This is a genomic window from Pseudarthrobacter sp. rb (genome assembly GCF_056389225.1).
The window spans coordinates 156,349-173,093 of sequence record NZ_JBWJAR010000002.1; the positions used below are offsets into that span (position 1 = coordinate 156,349).

At 66.1% G+C, this 16,745-nt stretch carries 20 protein-coding genes and 1 pseudogene; 10 read left to right on the plus strand and 11 right to left on the minus strand.

Annotated features, from left to right (window positions below):
- Positions 1-141 precede the first annotated feature (141 nt).
- Entirely contained in the window at positions 142-1,023 is an 882-nt protein-coding gene (gene ypfJ / locus ACWRN3_RS03380) for a KPN_02809 family neutral zinc metallopeptidase (protein WP_255172184.1), read from the minus strand.
- 57 nt (positions 1,024-1,080) lie between these two features.
- On the opposite strand from ypfJ, the gene ACWRN3_RS03385 reads away from it, so the two are divergent.
- Complete coding sequence (locus ACWRN3_RS03385) at positions 1,081-2,487, plus strand: class I adenylate-forming enzyme family protein (protein WP_476739870.1); 1,407 nt, start codon at positions 1,081-1,083, stop codon at positions 2,485-2,487.
- A complete protein-coding gene (locus ACWRN3_RS03390; RefSeq protein WP_476739871.1) occupies positions 2,450-3,655 on the plus strand; it encodes a thiolase family protein in 1,206 nt (401 codons plus the stop codon). Before ACWRN3_RS03385 ends, ACWRN3_RS03390 begins: the two co-directional genes overlap by 38 nt.
- 22 nt (positions 3,656-3,677) lie before the next feature.
- On the opposite strand, the gene ACWRN3_RS03395 is transcribed toward ACWRN3_RS03390, so the two are convergent.
- From ACWRN3_RS03395 to ACWRN3_RS03410, 4 genes are all read right to left on the minus strand, one after another.
- A complete protein-coding gene (locus ACWRN3_RS03395; RefSeq protein ID WP_476739872.1) occupies positions 3,678-4,301 on the minus strand; it encodes an energy-coupling factor transporter transmembrane component T family protein in 624 nt (207 codons plus the stop codon).
- A complete protein-coding gene (locus ACWRN3_RS03400) occupies positions 4,298-5,029 on the minus strand; it encodes an energy-coupling factor ABC transporter ATP-binding protein (protein ID WP_255172188.1) in 732 nt (243 codons plus the stop codon). Before ACWRN3_RS03400 ends, ACWRN3_RS03395 begins: the two co-directional genes overlap by 4 nt.
- 9 nt (positions 5,030-5,038) lie before the next feature.
- On the minus strand, positions 5,039-5,683 hold the full coding sequence (locus ACWRN3_RS03405; RefSeq protein WP_476739873.1) for a biotin transporter BioY: 645 nt from the start codon (positions 5,681-5,683) through the stop codon (positions 5,039-5,041).
- A 138-nt stretch (positions 5,684-5,821) separates the two neighbouring features.
- Positions 5,822-5,989 (minus strand): hypothetical protein, encoded by a 168-nt coding sequence (locus ACWRN3_RS03410; protein ID WP_255172190.1) that lies wholly within the window; start codon positions 5,987-5,989, stop codon positions 5,822-5,824.
- A 279-nt stretch (positions 5,990-6,268) separates the two neighbouring features.
- On the opposite strand from ACWRN3_RS03410, the gene ACWRN3_RS03415 reads away from it, so the two are divergent.
- The 4 genes from ACWRN3_RS03415 to ACWRN3_RS03430 all read left to right on the plus strand — a co-directional run bounded on the left by ACWRN3_RS03415 (position 6,269) and on the right by ACWRN3_RS03430 (position 9,087).
- Positions 6,269-7,267 carry a Vgb family protein gene (locus ACWRN3_RS03415; protein WP_476739874.1) on the plus strand — a complete coding sequence of 333 codons (999 nt, stop codon included), beginning with the start codon at positions 6,269-6,271 and terminating at the stop codon, positions 7,265-7,267.
- A gap of 37 nt (positions 7,268-7,304) precedes the next feature.
- Positions 7,305-7,814 (plus strand): DEAD/DEAH box helicase family protein, encoded by a 510-nt coding sequence (locus ACWRN3_RS03420; protein ID WP_476739875.1) that lies wholly within the window; start codon positions 7,305-7,307, stop codon positions 7,812-7,814.
- Between the two features lie 78 nt (positions 7,815-7,892).
- Positions 7,893-8,456 (plus strand): dihydrofolate reductase family protein, encoded by a 564-nt coding sequence (locus ACWRN3_RS03425; RefSeq protein ID WP_255172193.1) that lies wholly within the window; start codon positions 7,893-7,895, stop codon positions 8,454-8,456.
- Positions 8,457-8,556: 100 nt separating this feature from the next.
- Entirely contained in the window at positions 8,557-9,087 is a 531-nt protein-coding gene (locus tag ACWRN3_RS03430; protein WP_369693220.1) for a GNAT family N-acetyltransferase, read from the plus strand.
- Here the strand turns inward: ACWRN3_RS03430 and ACWRN3_RS03435 are convergent.
- A pseudogene (locus ACWRN3_RS03435) lies at positions 9,035-9,172 on the minus strand (three-helix bundle dimerization domain-containing protein); the annotation flags it as partial. The gene ACWRN3_RS03430 and the pseudogene ACWRN3_RS03435 sit on opposite strands and share 53 nt — an antisense overlap.
- Before the next feature lie 182 nt (positions 9,173-9,354).
- On the opposite strand from ACWRN3_RS03435, the gene ACWRN3_RS03440 reads away from it, so the two are divergent.
- Together ACWRN3_RS03440 and ACWRN3_RS03445 are read left to right on the plus strand one after the other, a co-directional pair.
- The gene (locus ACWRN3_RS03440) at positions 9,355-9,792 is read left to right on the plus strand and encodes a VOC family protein (RefSeq protein WP_476739876.1); all 438 of its coding nucleotides are present in this window, start codon (positions 9,355-9,357) and stop codon (positions 9,790-9,792) included.
- A 96-nt stretch (positions 9,793-9,888) separates the two neighbouring features.
- A complete protein-coding gene (locus ACWRN3_RS03445; protein ID WP_476739877.1) occupies positions 9,889-10,902 on the plus strand; it encodes a DUF808 domain-containing protein in 1,014 nt (337 codons plus the stop codon).
- Between the two features lie 24 nt (positions 10,903-10,926).
- Here ACWRN3_RS03445 and ACWRN3_RS03450 read toward each other — a convergent pair whose 3' ends face one another.
- Entirely contained in the window at positions 10,927-11,991 is a 1,065-nt protein-coding gene (locus ACWRN3_RS03450) for a spore photoproduct lyase family protein (protein ID WP_476739878.1), read from the minus strand.
- Positions 11,992-12,202: 211 nt separating this feature from the next.
- Between ACWRN3_RS03450 and ACWRN3_RS03455 the strand changes: the two genes are divergently transcribed.
- On the plus strand, positions 12,203-13,801 hold the full coding sequence (locus tag ACWRN3_RS03455) for an ABC-F family ATP-binding cassette domain-containing protein (RefSeq protein WP_159632029.1): 1,599 nt from the start codon (positions 12,203-12,205) through the stop codon (positions 13,799-13,801).
- Here the strand turns inward: ACWRN3_RS03455 and ACWRN3_RS03460 are convergent.
- From ACWRN3_RS03460 to ACWRN3_RS03475, 4 genes are read right to left on the minus strand one after another with little or no spacing between them, the layout of a single operon-like run.
- The gene (locus ACWRN3_RS03460) at positions 13,798-14,274 is read right to left on the minus strand and encodes a YbaK/EbsC family protein (RefSeq protein ID WP_255172198.1); all 477 of its coding nucleotides are present in this window, start codon (positions 14,272-14,274) and stop codon (positions 13,798-13,800) included. The genes ACWRN3_RS03455 and ACWRN3_RS03460 overlap by 4 nt on opposite strands.
- Before the next feature lie 3 nt (positions 14,275-14,277).
- The gene (locus ACWRN3_RS03465) at positions 14,278-15,156 is read right to left on the minus strand and encodes an SURF1 family cytochrome oxidase biogenesis protein (protein ID WP_476739879.1); all 879 of its coding nucleotides are present in this window, start codon (positions 15,154-15,156) and stop codon (positions 14,278-14,280) included.
- Positions 15,157-15,420, minus strand: a complete 264-nt coding sequence (locus ACWRN3_RS03470) for a hypothetical protein (protein WP_255172200.1) — start codon at positions 15,418-15,420, stop codon at positions 15,157-15,159.
- Positions 15,417-15,848, minus strand: coding sequence for a DUF3099 domain-containing protein (locus tag ACWRN3_RS03475; protein ID WP_255172201.1), 432 nt, complete (start codon positions 15,846-15,848; stop codon positions 15,417-15,419). Before ACWRN3_RS03475 ends, ACWRN3_RS03470 begins: the two co-directional genes overlap by 4 nt.
- A gap of 151 nt (positions 15,849-15,999) precedes the next feature.
- On the opposite strand from ACWRN3_RS03475, the gene ACWRN3_RS03480 reads away from it, so the two are divergent.
- On the plus strand, positions 16,000-16,725 hold the full coding sequence (locus ACWRN3_RS03480) for a beta-ketoacyl-ACP reductase (RefSeq protein ID WP_159632026.1): 726 nt from the start codon (positions 16,000-16,002) through the stop codon (positions 16,723-16,725).
- The last annotated feature ends 20 nt before the right edge of the window (positions 16,726-16,745 follow it).

Sequence of the window (16,745 nt, forward strand, 5' to 3'; positions counted from 1 at the left end):
CACCCCCCAACTCCCCCGCGGCCGGGCCCCCTTCCCCGCCAGGGTGCCCGCCCGTCGTCGTCGGTTCGTCGATTGCTCCGTAACCGCCGTTTTGGGGTGCCAAAAGGGCCGTTACGGAGCAATCGATGGGGGTGAACCGGGTTAGAGGGTTGCGGCGCTGAACGTGTCGCACTGGTTGATGTCGCCGGACTGGTAGCCCCGCGAGAACCAGCGCTGGCGTTCCTCGCTGGAGCCGTGCGTCCAGCCTTCGGGGGAGACACGCCCGGTGGCGGCCTTCTGGATGCGGTCGTCACCCACCGACGCGGCGGCGGACAATGCGTCGTTCACATCCTGCGGGGTAAGGGGCTCCAGGTACGGCTGCCCTGTGGCCGGGTCCGGCGTGGTGGACGCGTACTTGGCCCACAGCCCTGCGTAGCAGTCAGCCTGCAGTTCGGTCCGCACGGAACCGGATTCCGGACCCTGCGGATCCTGCTGCGCCCGCTTCAGGTCGCCGAGCAGGTTCTGGACGTGGTGGCCGAACTCGTGTGCCACCACGTACTCCTGCGCCAGGGGGCCGCCAGAGGACCCAAAGCGGTCCACGAGTTCCTGGAAGAACCCGGGATCGAAGTACGCCGTGGTGTCCGTTGGGCAGTAGAACGGGCCCACCTCTGAGGTCGCGGCACCGCATGCGGTGTTGGTGCCGCCGCTGAAGATGACCGCCTCCGGGCGGGGGTACTGCACGTTGTACTGCTTCAGGTAGCCGGGCCAGAAGGCGTTGAGGCTGTTCACGGTGCCCGTGATCCGGCAGTCCAGCCGGGCGTCGGCGTCGGCGCCCGTGTTGCAGGCCGGCGCCGTACCCTGCGACTGCCCGGCATTGCCGCCGTCGGTCAAGCCACCAAGCATGTTGGGGTTGATGCCCAGCAAAAGCGCAACGAGCAGGACCAGGCCGCCGCCGATGCCGCCGCCGACTTTCACCCCGGTGCCCATGCCCCGGCGGTCCTGGACCTGGGAGGGATCCAGCTGAACGTTGTCATTGAAACTCATAACGTCACATTACCCGCGGGCCGGGCGCTCAATCCTCCCGGCAAGTAAAGTTGGTCCGTGCCTTTCCTCGACAAGCTCCAGCGCTGGGCCGGGCAGCGGCCGCACGACACCGCCGTCGTGATCGCCGGACGCCGCCTGGACTGGGAGCAGCTGCGGGACGCCGCCGCTGAACTGGTGGCCGGGACCAAGTCCGTCACCGCGCTGTGTGAGGCCAACTCCGTGGATTTTGCGGTGAAATTCGCAGCCGCCGTTGCGGGCGGCCGGCAATGCGCCGTCCTGGATCCCGCGTGGTCCGCCCCGCTGCAGGAAGACATCGTCCGGCGGGTGGAAGCATGCGCCGATCCGGCCCCGGTGTCCCCGGATGACCAGCTGGCCGACGGGCCGCCGGACTCCAGCTTCCTGATCGGCCTCACCTCCGGAACCACGGCTGTACCCAAGGCGTTCACCCGCTCCCGGCAGTCCTGGCAGCAATCCTTCGACGCCTCGATCGAGTTCTTCGGGCTTCGGCAGGATGACGTGACCCTGGCACCCGGTCCGCTGGCAGCCAGCCTGAACCTCTACGCCCTGGCTGAGTGCCTGTACGCCGGTTCGGAGTTCCAGACGCTGGAGACGTTCGACGTCGGCGACGTCCATGCGGCCATAACCCACGACCGTGTCACCCGCCTGGTCCTGGTGCCCACCATGCTGCGGATGCTCAGCGAACGCGGAATGACCGGATGCGTCGATGCCTCCGGCGTGCGGACCATCATCTGCGCCGGTTCCAAACTTGATGCCCGCACCCTTGAGGCGGCCAGGCGCTGGGCCCCCAATGCCACCATCTACGAGTACTACGGCGCCTCCGAACTGAGCTTCGTGTCCGGCCTGGGCCTGGCACCCGGCCAGGCTGCCGCCGCAGGCGGCACCGGAATCGGCCGGCCGTTACCGGGGGTCGACGTCCGGATCCTGGATGACGACGGCGCACCGGTCCCCGACGGCGGCTACGGCAACATCTGCGTCCGCAGCGGCATGGTGAGCAACGGTTACCTGTGGGGCGATGACGGCGAAGCGCTGCGGTCGTTCGGCGACTGGTACACGGTGGGGGACCAGGGCTACCTGGCGGACGGCGGGCTGCACATCCTTGGCCGGCGTGCCGACATGATCCTCACGGCGGGGAGGAACGTCTACCCGCATGAGGTGGAACTGGCGCTGGCGGCCGTTCCCGGAGTTGCGGCAGCAGTCGCCGCGGGGATGGCCGATGATTTGCGCGGCCAGCGCGTGGTGGCAGGCGTGGTGCCTTCCCACGGCGGAATCAGTGCCACCCAGCTGCGGGCCGGCCTGGAGGACATCCTGTCGCGGCACAAGCGGCCCTTGCAGTACTACCTGCTCCAGGAGCTTCCCACCACGGACCGGGGAAAGGTCAGTCGGAACCTCCTGCTGGAGTGGATCAATGCCCGCGACCCCAGGGTGCGTGCCCTTGGTGCCTGACCTCCTGCCGCCCGAACGCCAGCCGGTCATCATCGACGCGCGGCGGACCCCTGTCTGCCCCGTCAACGGCGCCCTGCGGAGCCTGCGCGCCCACGAACTCCTGGCTCCGGTCCTCCGGAAGCTGGTGACCGCAGTGGCGCTCGACCCCGGGTCCGTCACTGACGTCGTTATCGGCAACGCCGTGGGCGGCGGCGGGAACGTAGCCAGGCTGGCCCTGCTGGCGGCCGGACTTCCGGTCTCGGTGCCGGGTATCACCGTGGACCGGCAGTGCGGGTCAGGACTGGATGCGATCGTGCTCGCGTCGCGGCTGGTGGGGGCCGGCGGCAACCCGGTGTACCTGGCAGGGGGAGTGGAGAGCACCAGTACTGCGCCCCTGCGGGCGCACAGGAAGGACAACGGCGCCCCGGAGTTTTACCGCCGCGCCCAGTTCGTGCCGGACAGCTTCGGGGACCCGGACATGGGCGTGGCCGCGGAAACGGTGGCCAAAGAGTACGGTGTTGCCCGCGAACGCCAGGATGATTTCGCGCTGGCCAGCCACCGGAAAGCCCTCGCTGCCATCCGGGACGGACGCTTCACCGACGAACTCGTGCCGCTGGAGACCCCGGCCGGGGCCGTCTCTTCGGACGGCGGCCCGCGGGCCGGCCTGACCCCGGCTGTCATGGCACGGTTCCCGGCCGCCTTTGTGCCGGGAGGAACTGTCACCGCCGGGAACTCCTGCTTTGACGCGGACGCCGCCTCCGCCGTCGTCGTAACGTCCCTTGCCCGGGCCCGCCAACTGGGGGTGCGTGATGGCCTGCTGGTGCGCGGCACGGGTACCGCCGGGGTGGCTCCGCAGGTGCTGGGGATGGGCGCTGTTCCGGCTGCCAGTGGTGTGATGGCTGCTGCAGGCGTGAAAGCTGACGAGCTGGACCTGGTGGAATTCAACGAGGCGTTCGCTTCGCAGACACTCGCGTGCCTCGAACAGCTGGGCATCGACCCCGGCCGTGCAAACCTCGACGGCGGGGCGCTGGCGCTGGGGCACGCCTACGGTGCGTCGGGTGCCGTGCTGGTCACCCGGCTGCTGGCCCAGGCGCGGCGGGCGGACACCGAGGGTGCCCTGGGGCTGGCGATGATCAGCATGGCCGGTGGCATGGGCACGGCGGCGCTCCTGGAGTACCGGCGGCTGTAACGCCGCCTGGCGTCCCAGCCCGTCAGTCTTCCGCTTCGCCCAGGCCGCGGGCGGCCAGTGCCTCACCTGTTTGGCGGGCGTAGGCCACGGACGTGATGAAGACCGGCAGGACCAGCGCGCGGGGGTTGCGCTCAAGTCCCCGGGCCTTGGCGGAGTCGCGCACGTCGGCGAAGGTTCCGGCGATGAAGGGGATGCTGCGGAGCATGATGCCGATGGTCAGCGCGAAGCGTTCGGGATCGGCGCCGAACCTTTTGAAAGGGCGCGCCAGGTGGACCACACCGTCCAGGAGCCGCTGGATCGGCGTGGTGGCGGTGAGCAGGGATGCTGCCACGACGCAGACCAGGATGTTCAGCACGATCCGGCCCGCTGTGGGGCCGCCAAGCTGCCACCACTGGAAAAGTCCAATGACCAGGAGCACGGGGGCCAGCGGGCAGACGGCGTGCCACAGCCGCTTCGCCCCCGCGCCTGTGGCGAGGAACAGGCCGCAGAGGACGGCCAGGATCACCCCGGAAATGCGCCAGTCCACGATGAGGAAGGAAAGCAGGCCACAGCCGATGACCAGGAGGAACTTCAGTGCCAGCGGGGCCCGGTGTACCAGTGAGGTGCCGGGCACGTAGTTGGCCAGGAGGAAGCCGTGGCCCCTCATGGGGAATCCCGCCTTGTGGCGTCGAGCCCCTGCAGGCACCATGAGCGGTAGGCCGCCACGGCGTCCGCCGGGGCGCCGTCGAAGGCCACGCGGCCCTGGTCGATGACCAGGACACGGTCCATGTCCAGTGCCAGGTCAAGGTCGTGGGTGGACATGATGATCTGCTGGTCCAGATCCGCCAGGGTCCTGCGGAGCAGCTCGCGGTTGCGCAGGTCCAGGAGCGTGGAGGGCTCGTCCAGCACCAGCACCCGGGGGTTCACGGCAAGCACAGCGGCGAGCGCCATCAGCTGCCGTTCACCGCCGGACAGCTCGTAGATGCTTTGGTCCGCCAGGTGCAGCAGGCCCAGGCGTTCGAGGGCTTTGTCTGCCAACTGCCGCCGCTCCGAACCGTTTTTTGTTGAACGGCGGAGAGACAGTTCCACGTCTTCCCGGCCGGTGGGCATCACCAGCTGGGACAGGGGATCTGTGAAGACGAACCCCACGTTGCGCCTGACCTTCCGGACGGCACCCACCGTGTCGTCGCCGTCGACCGTGACGGTGCCGCTGGTGGGCTGGATGAGTCCGTTGATGAGGCGCAGCAGCGTGGATTTGCCGGATCCGTTGGCACCGATGACGCCCACCCGTGCTTCGTCCAGCCTGAGGCTGACCGCGTCCAGGAGGACCTTGGGCTGCGGGGAGTTTTCGCTTTCGACGGCGACACCCACCTGGTCGAACGTTACTGCCGGCATGCGTTGTCCCTAGGCGCTTTGTGTGGGCTGGGTGCGGCGGCGCACGCGGCGGACCAGGACGTCGGGGAAGGCCCGGTGGAGGGCGACAGCGACGGCGGCGGCGAGGAGGTTCTTGATGATGTCTCCCGGGTAGAAGACCAGGTCGCTGAGGAAGGCCTGCTCCAGGGTGGCCTTGGAGTTGAGGGCAATTCCCAGGACGCCCAGCGTGTGCACAAAGACAACGCTCGTGACCGTGGCGGCCAGGAAGAACCACAGGGCGCGCGCCTTCGTGGTCCGCCGGATGACCACAGTGGCCAGCCAACCCACTACTGCGGCGGCGATGGGGAAGGCGATGATGTAGCCGGCCGAGGGCCCGGCAAGGATGGCCAGGCCGCTGCGGCCCTGGCTGAAGATGGGCAGGCCGGCCAGGCCCAGGAGGGTGTAAAGTCCGACGGCGGCGAATCCGCGGGCGGGGCCCAGCACCAGGCCGGTGAGCATCACGGCCAGGGTCTGGAAGGTGATGGGGACGCCGAAGCCGTTCAGGGCCAGCCCCGGCACCAGGGCTGCGCCGGCAACGAGGGCGGCGAAGACGGCGATCAGTCCCAGGTCGGTGCCGTTCCAGCGGCGGCGCTCCGTCCGTTTGCCGGTTTCTGGGGTGGTCTCGGTGTTGCTCATGATGGTCCTGTCGGGGTTGTACAAGCGGAATCTAATGTACAGCCGACGCTACCGGGGCGGAATGGGGACCATTTTGTAGGGGTCCTACTAAGGGAGGGTGTGGGTGCTTTCGGGTGGGCACAAGCGGGCCACGCAGCGCTATCCGTCCGTTGTTATGGAGCGGAGCACGGACTGGAAGCCTGGACTGACGTGGACGGTGAGCGTGCCGTCGTCGCGCACGTGGGTAAGTTGCCCGTCACCCGTGCCGTTCCACCAGTAGACGTGCGGGCTTCGCGGTGGCGGCAGACAGGCCGGCACTATGCTCATCTGAGGATTTTCTTTCAATATCGGTTTGGGGGCAGGTATATGCGGTTTACCGCGGGCGTGGCAGCGGGTGTCGCTGGGATCATCTTGTTGACTGGTGGTGTCCCTGCAGCAGCCTCGGGGGACCTGATTTACGTTGGTCGAGAGCCTCTCAGCGTCGTCATCGACGCGGAGGGGACCGCGTATATCGGCAATTACTCCCCCGGTGGAGGGGTCAGCGTTCTTCCTGCGGGGGCGGGTCAACCAGCCACGACCCTGATACCCGGTTTCAGCCCTGCCGGCATGGCCTTGTCTGGAGACGGGACCTTGTTTGTCGAAGGGTGGGATTACACCCAGCAGGAGGAAAGGCTCGCCGTGATCCCGAAGGGCTCCTCTGAGGTTGCCCGTACCATTCCCCTCAGTCGAGGTGCCCACCTTATAGCCGCGTCCCCGGACGGTACTGTCTTTGTTCCCAACCCTAACCTGGGCACAGTCTCGGTCATCCCTCCCGGAGCAGGCGCACCAGCTTACGCGATTACCGTCGGAGGTAATCCCAAGGAAGTGGCCGTGGCCAAGGACGGCACCGCCTATGTGACCAACCAGAACGACGGAACGGTCTCGGTCATCCCTCAAGGTGCCGGCAGGGTTTCACGCACCATTGATGTCAGCCCGAACCCCGGTCAAACCGGTAACCCGCACGGGATCGCGGTCGGCCCGGACGGCGCCGTCTATGTCACCAACATCACCACTAACGACGTCGCCGTTATCAAGCCCGGAGACTCGGCCGTCGCTTACCGCGTGGCGGTGCCAGGCGGCCCCAAGGAAGTCGCCGTGGGCATCGACAGTACGGTCTATGTCCTTTACGAGGCCAACGGCCTCTCCGTCATCAAACCCGGCGGAACCAACGTTTCACTCGGCCTGCCCACAGGTAAAAATCCCGGACACCTCGCCATCGCTCCCAACGGGTCTGTCATCGTAACCAACACCGCCGATGCATCTGTAACTGTCTTCCCGGCCCAGGACCTACGCGTATCCGGGCCGCCTGTGACCACAGCACAAGCGGAACAGCCTGAGGTCAAAGAAGCAGGACCCACGGCCCAGGCCACGTCCGGGAATGACGGGACCGATATCGGGTTCGACGTTCCCTTATTCTTCGGCGTATTGGCCGCAGCCATGCTGTTGGGTGCCGCCGCACTGGTCCTTGCAGCCGGACGGCGCCACCGTTCACAAACTGCCGGGGAAGAAGCACCGGCAGAGGATCTCGAGGACATGCATGCGGTCCCGGATCAGAGGCAGCGTTGACAGGTTATGTTCCTGCGCTGACTGGGAGGATCGGGTCATGGATTCAATTTTCGTCAATGGAACCGTCGGTGCAGGAAAGTCCACCCTTGCTGATGCGCTAAGCGCGGCTGAACGGGGACGTCACGCTGTCATCGATCTGGACGCAATTCGGAGGCTGGTCCCCGCGCCCGAAACGGACCGGTTCAACCATGAACTCGCACTGCTCAATCTCCAGAACCTCACGAACAACTATCGGGCTGCGGGAGCAACTCGGTTCATTCTCGCAGGGGTCATCGAGTCAGAAGCTGAAATACCCCGCTACGTCGCAGCCCTGGGTTCCGTTCGAATGTTCGTCTGCCGTCTCGTGGCTCGTCCAGAGGTGCTGGAGTCGCGCTTGCGCTTCCGCCATCGGGACGATCCGGAAGGCCTCGCCTGGCACCTGGACCGCGTCAACGGATTGTCAAAAATCCTTGAAGCTGCAGAGACCGATGATCTGGTACTGGACTCCTCCGACATTCCTGCCGTAGAGCTGGCGGTGGCTGTTCGGCGGGCTGCCGGCTGGGACTGATCCCGGGAGCGCCGGCCCCACCGAACACGAACTCTGCTGGTCTGTACAGAGGCTGCCGGCGCACGGGAGACTGGCGCCATGCGGAAACTGACCTTCGCCATGAATGTGAGCGTGGACGGCTACATCGCAGCGCCCGGCGACGACCTCGGCTGGAGCGTACCGAGCGATGAGCTGTTCCAATGGTGGTCCGACCGGGTCGCAGCGACGGGCCTGGCGCTGTACGGCCGCAAACTCTGGGAGACCATGAGCTCGCACTGGCCGACCGCCGACCAGCAGCCTGGCGCCACACCGGCGCAGATCGAGTTCGCCCACCGCTGGCGGGACATGCCGAAGGTGGTGTTCTCCTCGACGATCAGCACCGTCGACTGGAATGCACGCCTGGTCACCGGCGATCCGGTCGCCGAAATCATCCGCCTCAAGGCCGGCGAGGGCGGTCCCATGGACATCGTCGGCGCCACACTCGCCGCGGCGGCCATGCGCGCCGGGCTGATCGACGAGTACGTGACCGTCACTCATCCGGTCCTGCTGGGAGGCGGCACACCGTTCTTCACGGCCCTGGAAGGCAGGATGAACCTGGGCCTGGTGGAGACCCGGACATTTCCCGGTGGCGTGATCCTGACCAGGTACCAGGCCAGGCGCTGAGTTCCCCGCGTCTCATCCAGCAAGGGCCGCGACCGGTTGAGCTCCCGGCTAGGCTCGGTGCGTGGAGATACGCGAGGCGACGCTGACTGATCTGCCGGCTGTGAATGCAATTTGTGATGCGAGCGGCCGCCCACACTGGAAAGCGGAGGCGTTTGACCACTCAGGTGACCGGGCCATCCTGGCAGCGGCCGTACGGGGTGAAATTGTCGGGATGGCCAAAACGCACTTTCATGGCGAGCCTGATGCCGACGTCCCCGCGGGGCACTTCCTCGGCGGGATTGAGGTCGCCCCGGATTTCCGGCGGAGGGGAATTGGCTCCGCTCTCACTCGGGCACGGATGGATTGGATCTGGGCCCGCGCCACCAGCGTTTTCTACTTTGCGAACGAGCACAACACCGCGTCAATCGCGATGCACGAGGCTTTGGGCTTCCGGCCGGTTGGCCGCTTCCCGTCGATTCACGGGGTGACCGCGGACGACGGCCGGTCCGGGTTAATCCTCTTTGCAGCCTCACGCCGGGGGATAGAGGCCGGACGTCCCGGAGACACCTTTACAGCAGTCCGCCTTCCAGACGCTTGGTGGCAGCACGTTCCACAAGGATGGGTACCAAGCTCCGCACGGGGCCGGCGTTGAAGACCGAGTATTCCTCGCAGACGGCGTCTTCGACGTCCGTCCGGGAACGTCCGGGAAACTTGCCCGGAACGTGTTGATGACGGATATCAGTGCTTGTTGTTCCTCACCGCGCTCCATGCCCACCTCTTCGTCGGATTCCAACTTGCCTAGACTGTCTAGTATTTAGGGTGTCAAGCAAAAAGTCGAACAGCAAGGTCCCGCACCACACCAACTTCCCGTGGGGGCAGGCCTCGACCCGGACAATGCGGCCTTGGTAGCGTGTGGCCCATGCCCATCAAAATCGAGAATGTAGGCATCGCGGTCCGCGATTTGGAAGAGGCCATCGCCTTCTTTATCGACCTGGGGCTCACTGTCCTGGGCCGGCAGACTGTGAGCGGGGAATGGGCCGATACCGCCGTCGGGCTCGACGGCAACCACGCCCGGATAGCCATGCTCCAAACGCCGGACGGCAACGGCCGCCTCGAGCTCTTTGAATACATCCACCCCGACGCAATCGAGACTGAGCCCACCCTGCCCAACGAGATCGGCATGCACCGCGTTGCCTTCTCGGTTGACGACATTGGCCAGGCTCTCGAGATCGCCGCACGGCACGGCTGCCATCCCCTGCGTGGCGTCGCAACGTACGAAAACGCCTACAAGCTCAGCTACGTGCGGGGCCCCAGCGGCATCATTGTGATGTTCGCGGAGGACCTGACGAAGGGCTGAGCCTGCAGGCGGCCTGCAATATACTCCGAATATGCCCATCACGCACCCAGCCCCCAATGCTCAACGCCCTGATCACAAGATTCGCGGGGGCCAGCTGTGAGCGGCGGCCTCGTAGCCTTGCTGGATGACGTCGCAGCCCTGGCGCGCATCGCGGCAGCATCAGTGGACGACGTCGCAGCCGGTGCAGCCAAGGCAGGGGCCAAAGCTGCCGGCGTCGTCATCGACGACGCCGCGGTCACACCGCAGTACGTCTCAGGTGCGGACCCGTCACGCGAACTGCCGATGATCAAGAAGATCTTCTGGGGCTCCATCCGGAACAAGCTCCTGATCATCCTGCCCGCCTTGCTGCTCATCAGCGCCTTCATCCCCTGGATCATCCCGTTCATCCTCATGCTCGGCGGCACCTACCTCTGCTACGAGGGCGCCGAGAAGGTCTGGCACAAGCTCCGCGGCGGCCACCACGAGGAGGAAGAAGCGCCGGCGGTGGAACGCGGGCACGACGCCGAGGCCAAGGTCGTCAAAGGCGCCATCACCACCGACTTCATCCTGTCCTGCGAGATCATGGTCATCTCCATGAACGAGGTGGCGACAGAATCCATCTGGGTCCGTGCGTTCATCCTGGTCCTGGTGGCATTCGCCATCACGGTGCTCGTGTACGGCGCCGTCGCGCTCATCGTCAAGATGGACGACATCGGTGTGCACTTGGCTGCCAAGGACTCTCCCCGCTCCAAGCGGTTCGGGAGGTTGCTGGTCAGGGGAATGCCCGCCGTGCTGGCCACCATCACCTTCGTCGGAACGATCGCCATGCTGTGGGTTGGCGGCCACATCATGCTGCAGGGCGCGCATGACCTCGGCTGGCACACACCCTACGACCTGGTCCACGCGCTTGAGCACCCGGTGGCCGCGGTCGCGGTTGTCGGCGGTCTTTTGGCCTGGCTTGTCAACACCCTGTGCTCAACGGTCGTCGGGCTCGCCTGGGGCCTCATCGTCATGGCGGTGGTGGGCCCGCTTCTGAAAGTGCTGCCGTTCGGCAAAGCCAAGGGCGGCCACAATGAGGCGGCCGCGCCTGCCGGGAACGGCGGACACCGGCCCGCCGAGCACAAAGACTGACAGGTGCCGCATCCGCCGCGCGTTTCAGAACGCGTAGCGGATGCGGCAGTACGGCGCGATGTCCTGAATGAGCGCGGTCAGCTGCCGCACATAGCCTGCCTTGGCCCGTGACCGGTAGCGGACGTTGTTGAAACCGTTGGACGAGGTTTTCGACTCCTGGAGGTCGGGACGCCACAGGACGTTCTCAGCCTGCGGATGCCAGCCCAGGTTGACCTCGTGCAGCTGCTCGTTGTGGGTCAGGAAAATGACCTCCGCCGCGAGCTGGGCCTTGGCTGCCTCCGTCAACGTCGCGTCGAGTTGGCGGAGCAGCGCCTCCCAGTCGGCCAGCCAAGTGTCGGTGATGATGACGGGGGAGAAGTTCACATGCACTTCGTAGCCGGCCTCGACAAACTCGTTGATCGCTGCCATCCGTTCCGCCACGGGCGATGTCCGGACGTCAATGGACTTGGCCAGGTCCGCCGGCATCAGGGAGAAGCGGATCCGGGTGTGCCCGCCATGGTCCCACCCCAGCATCTCCGGATTGATGAACTTGGTGGCGAAGGACAGCTTGGCGTTGGGCAGGTCGCGGAAAAGCCCCACAAGCTCCTCGACGTTGGGGCTGATCAGCGCATCCACCGAACAGTCGCTGTTTTCGCCGATGTCGTAGACCCACAGCTCCGGGTCGCACTGGTTGGGCTCCAGCTTGAGCCCCTGGCGGGTGGCGTGCCGCTCCAGCGTCGCAGCGATCTGGTCGATGTTGGCGAACACCGTAATTGGATTGCTGTAGCCCTTGTGCCGGGGAACGTAGCAGTAGGCGCACGCCATGGCGCAGCCGTTCGCCGTGGAAGGTGCAATGAAGTCCGCCGAGCGGCCATTGGGTTTGACGGTCAGCGACTTTTTGATCCCCAGGACCAGCGCCTCCGTCTTGATCCGTGACCAGCGCGGCACGTTGGTTTCGTCACCGTGCAGGTCCGGGATGTTCCAATGGCTGTCCACCAGTACGACGTCGGCGTCCGGCCAGCGCGCTACGATCTGCCGGCCCCGGGGCAGCTCCAGGGCGGCTGGCTGTGCGTAAATACGCCGGATCTGGAGCAGCCGATCGAATTCCATGACCCCATTCTGCTTGAACCTCCGGGGCGCAGCCGGCCGTTAAGCCCACGGCACCAAGCACCGGACTGCCGGAAGTTTCTGCTGCTGAAACTGGCGTGGCCCGCCGGACGGTAGACTGGACTGTGCCGTTCTCCGGCCACTCTGCCCCAGCGTCCCTTCGCACACAGTGCGCGGACCGTGGCGTTCCCTGTTGTGAAAGGCCTTACCTGCTGTGATTACTGTCCAGGATCTTGAACTGCGCGCCGGTGCCCGGCTCCTCATGGACCAGGTGAGCTTCCGCATCGATAAAGGGGACAAGATCGGCCTGGTGGGCCGGAACGGCGCTGGCAAGACCACGCTGACCCGTGTCCTCGCGGGCGAAGGCCTGCCCGCCGCCGGCAAGGTGACCCGCAGCGGCGAAATCGGGTACCTGCCCCAGGACCCACGGACCCCCGACATGGAACAGTTGGCGCGGGACCGGATCCTTTCCGCCCGCGGCCTGGACATTGTCGTCGGCAAACTGCGCAAGGCGCACGACGAAATGGCAAGCGAGGACGCCGACGTCCAGCGCAAGGCCATGAACCGGTACGACCGGCTGGAATCCGAGTTCCTCGCCGCCGGCGGCTACGCGGCCGAGGCCGAAGCAGCCTCCATCTGTTCCAACCTTGCCCTCCCTGACCGGCTGCTGAACCAGCCGCTCAAGACGCTTTCCGGCGGACAGCGGCGCCGTGTGGAGCTTGCCCGCATCCTGTACTCGGATGCCGAGACCATGCTCCTGGACGAACCGACGAACCACCTCGACGCCGATTCCATTGCCTGGCTGCGTGACTTCCTGAAGAACCACCAGGGCGGCCTGATCGTGATCAGCCACGACACGGACCTGCTGGAAGCCACCGTGAACAAGGTGTTCCTGCTCGATGCCAACCGTGCCCAGATCGACTTTTACAACATGGACTGGAAGCGCTACCTGCTGCAGCGGGAAACTGACGAGCGGGCCCGGAAGCGTGAACGGGCCAACGCCGAAAAGAAGGCACAAGTCCTCATGGACCAGGCCAACAAGATGCGGGCGAAGGCCACCAAGGCCGTCGCCGCGCAGAACATGGCCAAACGCGCCGAGCGGCTGCTCAGCGGACTGGAAGCTGTCCGCGAACAGGACCGCGTGGCAGCCCTGCGGTTCCCGGACCCGTCACCCTGCGGCAAGACCCCGCTCACCGCGGACGGGCTCAGCAAGTCCTACGGGTCGCTGGAGATCTTCACGGACGTGGACCTGGCCATCGACCGTGGCTCCAAAGTGGTCATCCTTGGCCTCAACGGTGCCGGCAAGACCACCCTGCTGCGCATGCTCGCCGGTGTGGACACCCCCGACACCGGTGAGGTCATCCCGGGGCACGGCCTCAAAGTGGGCTACTACGCCCAGGAACACGAAACCCTGGACCACAACCGCACCGTGCTGGAGAACATGCGCTCGTCCGCACCGGACATGAAGGACGCCGAGGTACGGGGCATCCTGGGCTCATTCCTGTTTTCCGGTGACGACGTCGACAAGCCCGCAGGCGTGCTCTCCGGTGGTGAGAAGACCCGCCTGGCCCTCGCCACCATCGTGGCCTCAAGCGCCAACGTCCTCCTCCTCGACGAGCCCACCAACAACCTGGACCCCGCCAGCCGCGCCGAGATCCTCGGCGCCCTCCGCAACTACACCGGCGCCGTCGTCCTGGTCAGCCACGACGAAGGTGCTGTCGAGGCCCTGAACCCCGAACGGGTTGTCATGCTTCCGGATGGCGTTGAAGACCTCTGGAACGAGGACTACCTGGACCTGATCACCCTCGCCTAGCGCACCGTCAGTTCCAGGGCCCCGGTCATGCGGAGCAGCTCCTGGTAGGTGATGCTGAACATCGAGTTGTGGTCACCTGCTCCAGCCCACAGCAGCCCGTGGGCCTGCAGGGTTTCGTCCAGCAGGGTCCGGATTCTCTGTGGGTGGCCTACAGGGGCGACCCCGCCAACTTCCTGCCCGGTATGGTCCAGGACGAAAGCGGGGGAGGCGCGGCGGATTTTGCCGGTGCCAAGCTGGGCCGCCACCAGCGCAGTGTCCACCCTGGCCGCCCCGCTGGCGAGGATCAGCAGGGGTACGCCGCCGACGTCGAAGATGAGGCTGTTGGTGATGGCCGCAAGATCGCATTCGAGCGCCTGCGCTGCTGCCGCCGCCGTGGGAACTCCGGCCGGAAAGGTCCGCACAGTATCCCCGACACCGGCCTCCACCAGGGCCGAGCGCACCAAGGCGACCGGGCCGCCGTCGTACGTTGCCATGCTTTAGTACCCCTGCGCGTCCAGGAGGGCGTCTTCTTCTTCCTCCGCTGTCGCCTTCCGGCGCTTGCGCGGAGGTGCCGGCTGGCGGCGGGCCGCAGGGACAGCGGAGTGGACCGCCCCGTCCAGGACCATCTCTTCCTGGTCCTCGGCGTCGATGGCTGCGTTGCGTGCCTGCTGCCGCGCCGCATAGCCGAAGCCCACGAACATCAGCACCCCGAAAGCGAACCACTGCAGCGAGTAGGACAAGTGCGTCCCCTCATCCGTGGACGGCTTGGGGAAGGCAACCGGCATCTCCGCCGGTGCCGGCGTTTCCGAGGCCAGCTGGCCGTACGCACCCGTCATCAGGGGATAACCCAGCTGCGACGAGTAGGTGGGAAGGTCAATGGATGCCAGCTGCCCCTCGGGCGCCCCGCGCTGCAGTTCCGGCTCGCCATGCTTCAAACGTACGACGGCGGTCACGTCACCGGGGGGCGGGGCCGGCACGGAGTCGGGGCTGCCTGGATTCTTGTTGCCGATGGGCAGCCAGCCGCGGTCAATGACAACGGTTTCACCCGTGGTGAGGCGGAACGGGACCACCACCTCGTACCCGGGCTGCCCATTGAGCGGCCGGTTGCGGACAATCCGCTGCCCGGCGGCATCGTAGGAGCCTTTCAGCTCGACCTGGGTCCATTCCTTGGCCGGGTCCAGCTGGGTGAACTGGTCCCGTGCCTGGGCAAAGGGAATGGGAGTCGCCGAGTAATTGCTGACGACGCGGTTGATTTCGGCCAGGGTCTCCGCGCGCCGGTCCATCTGCCAGCGGCCCAGGAAAACGCACGCGGTGGCAAAGATGGCGGCCAGCAGGAGATAGCCCAGCCACTTGCTGGAAAAGAGGAAACGGTACATTCAGATGTCCTGCTCCAGCGGGGCGTCCCCGGCGGCTTCCAGCGGGAGGGTTTCCTTCCACAGGCCACGCGTCTGCAGGTAGTCCTCCAGCCATTCCCGGTGGTCGGCGCAGGCCAGCCAGGTTTTGCGCCGCTCAGGAGCATGGATTTTCGGGTTGTTCCAGAGAAGCTGCCAGGACGCCTGGGCCCTGCACGCCTTCCGTGAGCAGACGGCGGCAGCCTCCGATGCCACGTCCGTTCCTGCTGCGAAATCGAAAATGCTCATGATGCCTGCCGCTCCTCCCCGTGCTCCGGGTCCTCGTCCTTCACCAGTTCGCCCTGCAGCACGGCGCTTCCCGGTTCCTCATCCGCCACCGGAGGGGCAGGGCTTTCCAGCTCGGCCAGCGGCGCGGAATCCAGCAGCAGGTCACTGGGCGTTTCTGCCTTGTCGCTGCCGTTGGCAATCACCACGGCGAACCACGGCAGGAAGACTGCGCCCGCCACCGCAATGATCTTGAACCAGCCGTCCACCACGAAAATGAGGATCAGGCAGACCATGCGGATGCCCATGGCCAGGGCGTACTTGATCATCCGCTGGCGCATATCCTCCGAATGGGCGGCGGCGGCATCCGTAATGCTGTGGACCTCGCTGTCGCCGGAGAACCGGCCCGGTTCTTCGGGCGCCGGACGTCCCGCATGGTTTTCAAGGGTCACGGTGAATGATCACGCTCCAAAGGCTTCCCTTAATTCTCGCACCATCGGCAGTGCTGCCCAAACCCGCGGCAGGGCTGCCGCTAAGATCGGTTCCAGCCAAACCACACCCTCTACCGCGGCGCAGCCAGCCGCAGAATCCCGGAGCACCTCCATGACTGAAGCAGTTACCGCACCGCGCAGCGTCCTCATCACCGGCGGCAACCGCGGTATCGGGCTGGCCATCGCGCAGGCGTTCCTCGCCAACGGCGACAAGGTGGCTGTGACCTACCGCAGCGAAACCCAGCTGCCCGAGGGCATCCTCGGCGTCAAGGCCGACGTCACCGACGAGGCTTCCGTGGATGCCGCCTTCAAGGAAGTGGAAGCTGCCCACGGTCCGGTGGAAGTCCTCGTGGCCAACGCCGGCATCACCAAGGACACCCTGCTGCTGCGCATGAGCGAGGATGACTTCACCTCAGTGATCGACACCAACCTGACCGGCGCCTTCCGCGTGATCAAGCGTGCCTCAAAGGGCATGATCCGGCTGCGCAAGGGCCGCGTGGTCCTCATTTCCTCGGTCTCGGGCCTGTACGGTGCGCCGGGACAGATCAACTACTCCGCCTCCAAGGCCGGCCTGGTGGGCATCGCCCGCTCCCTCACCCGCGAACTGGGCTCCCGGGGCATCACCGCCAACGTGGTCGCACCCGGATTCATCAACACGGACATGACCGCCGAACTCCCCGAGGCCACCCAAAAGGATTACCTGGCCAGCATCCCCGCCGGCCGTTTCGCTGAAGCTGCCGAGGTAGCCAACGTGGTCCGCTGGATCGCCAGCGACGAGGCCGCGTACATCTCCGGTGCCGTCATCCCCGTGGACGGCGGCCTGGGCATGGGCCACTGATCCTTCAGCCTCCGCCGCTG

Excerpts from the sequence above, each read along its gene's own strand:
- ACWRN3_RS03405 (WP_476739873.1), bottom strand. The coding sequence starts at position 5,683 with ATGAGCAACACCGAGACCACCCCAGAAACCGGCAAACGGACGGAGCGC.
- ACWRN3_RS03450 (WP_476739878.1), bottom strand. The coding sequence starts at position 11,991 with ATGGAATTCGATCGGCTGCTCCAGATCCGGCGTATTTACGCACAGCCA.
- ACWRN3_RS03390 (WP_476739871.1), top strand. The coding sequence starts at position 2,450 with ATGCCCGCGACCCCAGGGTGCGTGCCCTTGGTGCCTGACCTCCTGCCG.
- ACWRN3_RS03465 (WP_476739879.1), bottom strand. The coding sequence starts at position 15,156 with ATGTACCGTTTCCTCTTTTCCAGCAAGTGGCTGGGCTATCTCCTGCTG.
- ACWRN3_RS03425 (WP_255172193.1), top strand. The coding sequence starts at position 7,893 with ATGCGGAAACTGACCTTCGCCATGAATGTGAGCGTGGACGGCTACATC.
- ACWRN3_RS03470 (WP_255172200.1), bottom strand. The coding sequence starts at position 15,420 with ATGAGCATTTTCGATTTCGCAGCAGGAACGGACGTGGCATCGGAGGCT.
- ypfJ (WP_255172184.1), bottom strand. The coding sequence starts at position 1,023 with ATGAGTTTCAATGACAACGTTCAGCTGGATCCCTCCCAGGTCCAGGAC.
- ACWRN3_RS03410 (WP_255172190.1), bottom strand. The coding sequence starts at position 5,989 with ATGAGCATAGTGCCGGCCTGTCTGCCGCCACCGCGAAGCCCGCACGTC.
- ACWRN3_RS03420 (WP_476739875.1), top strand. The coding sequence starts at position 7,305 with ATGGATTCAATTTTCGTCAATGGAACCGTCGGTGCAGGAAAGTCCACC.
- ACWRN3_RS03440 (WP_476739876.1), top strand. The coding sequence starts at position 9,355 with ATGCCCATCAAAATCGAGAATGTAGGCATCGCGGTCCGCGATTTGGAA.
- ACWRN3_RS03415 (WP_476739874.1), top strand. The coding sequence starts at position 6,269 with ATGGCCTTGTCTGGAGACGGGACCTTGTTTGTCGAAGGGTGGGATTAC.
- ACWRN3_RS03480 (WP_159632026.1), top strand. The coding sequence starts at position 16,000 with ATGACTGAAGCAGTTACCGCACCGCGCAGCGTCCTCATCACCGGCGGC.
- ACWRN3_RS03460 (WP_255172198.1), bottom strand. The coding sequence starts at position 14,274 with ATGGCAACGTACGACGGCGGCCCGGTCGCCTTGGTGCGCTCGGCCCTG.
- ACWRN3_RS03400 (WP_255172188.1), bottom strand. The coding sequence starts at position 5,029 with ATGCCGGCAGTAACGTTCGACCAGGTGGGTGTCGCCGTCGAAAGCGAA.
- ACWRN3_RS03395 (WP_476739872.1), bottom strand. The coding sequence starts at position 4,301 with ATGAGGGGCCACGGCTTCCTCCTGGCCAACTACGTGCCCGGCACCTCA.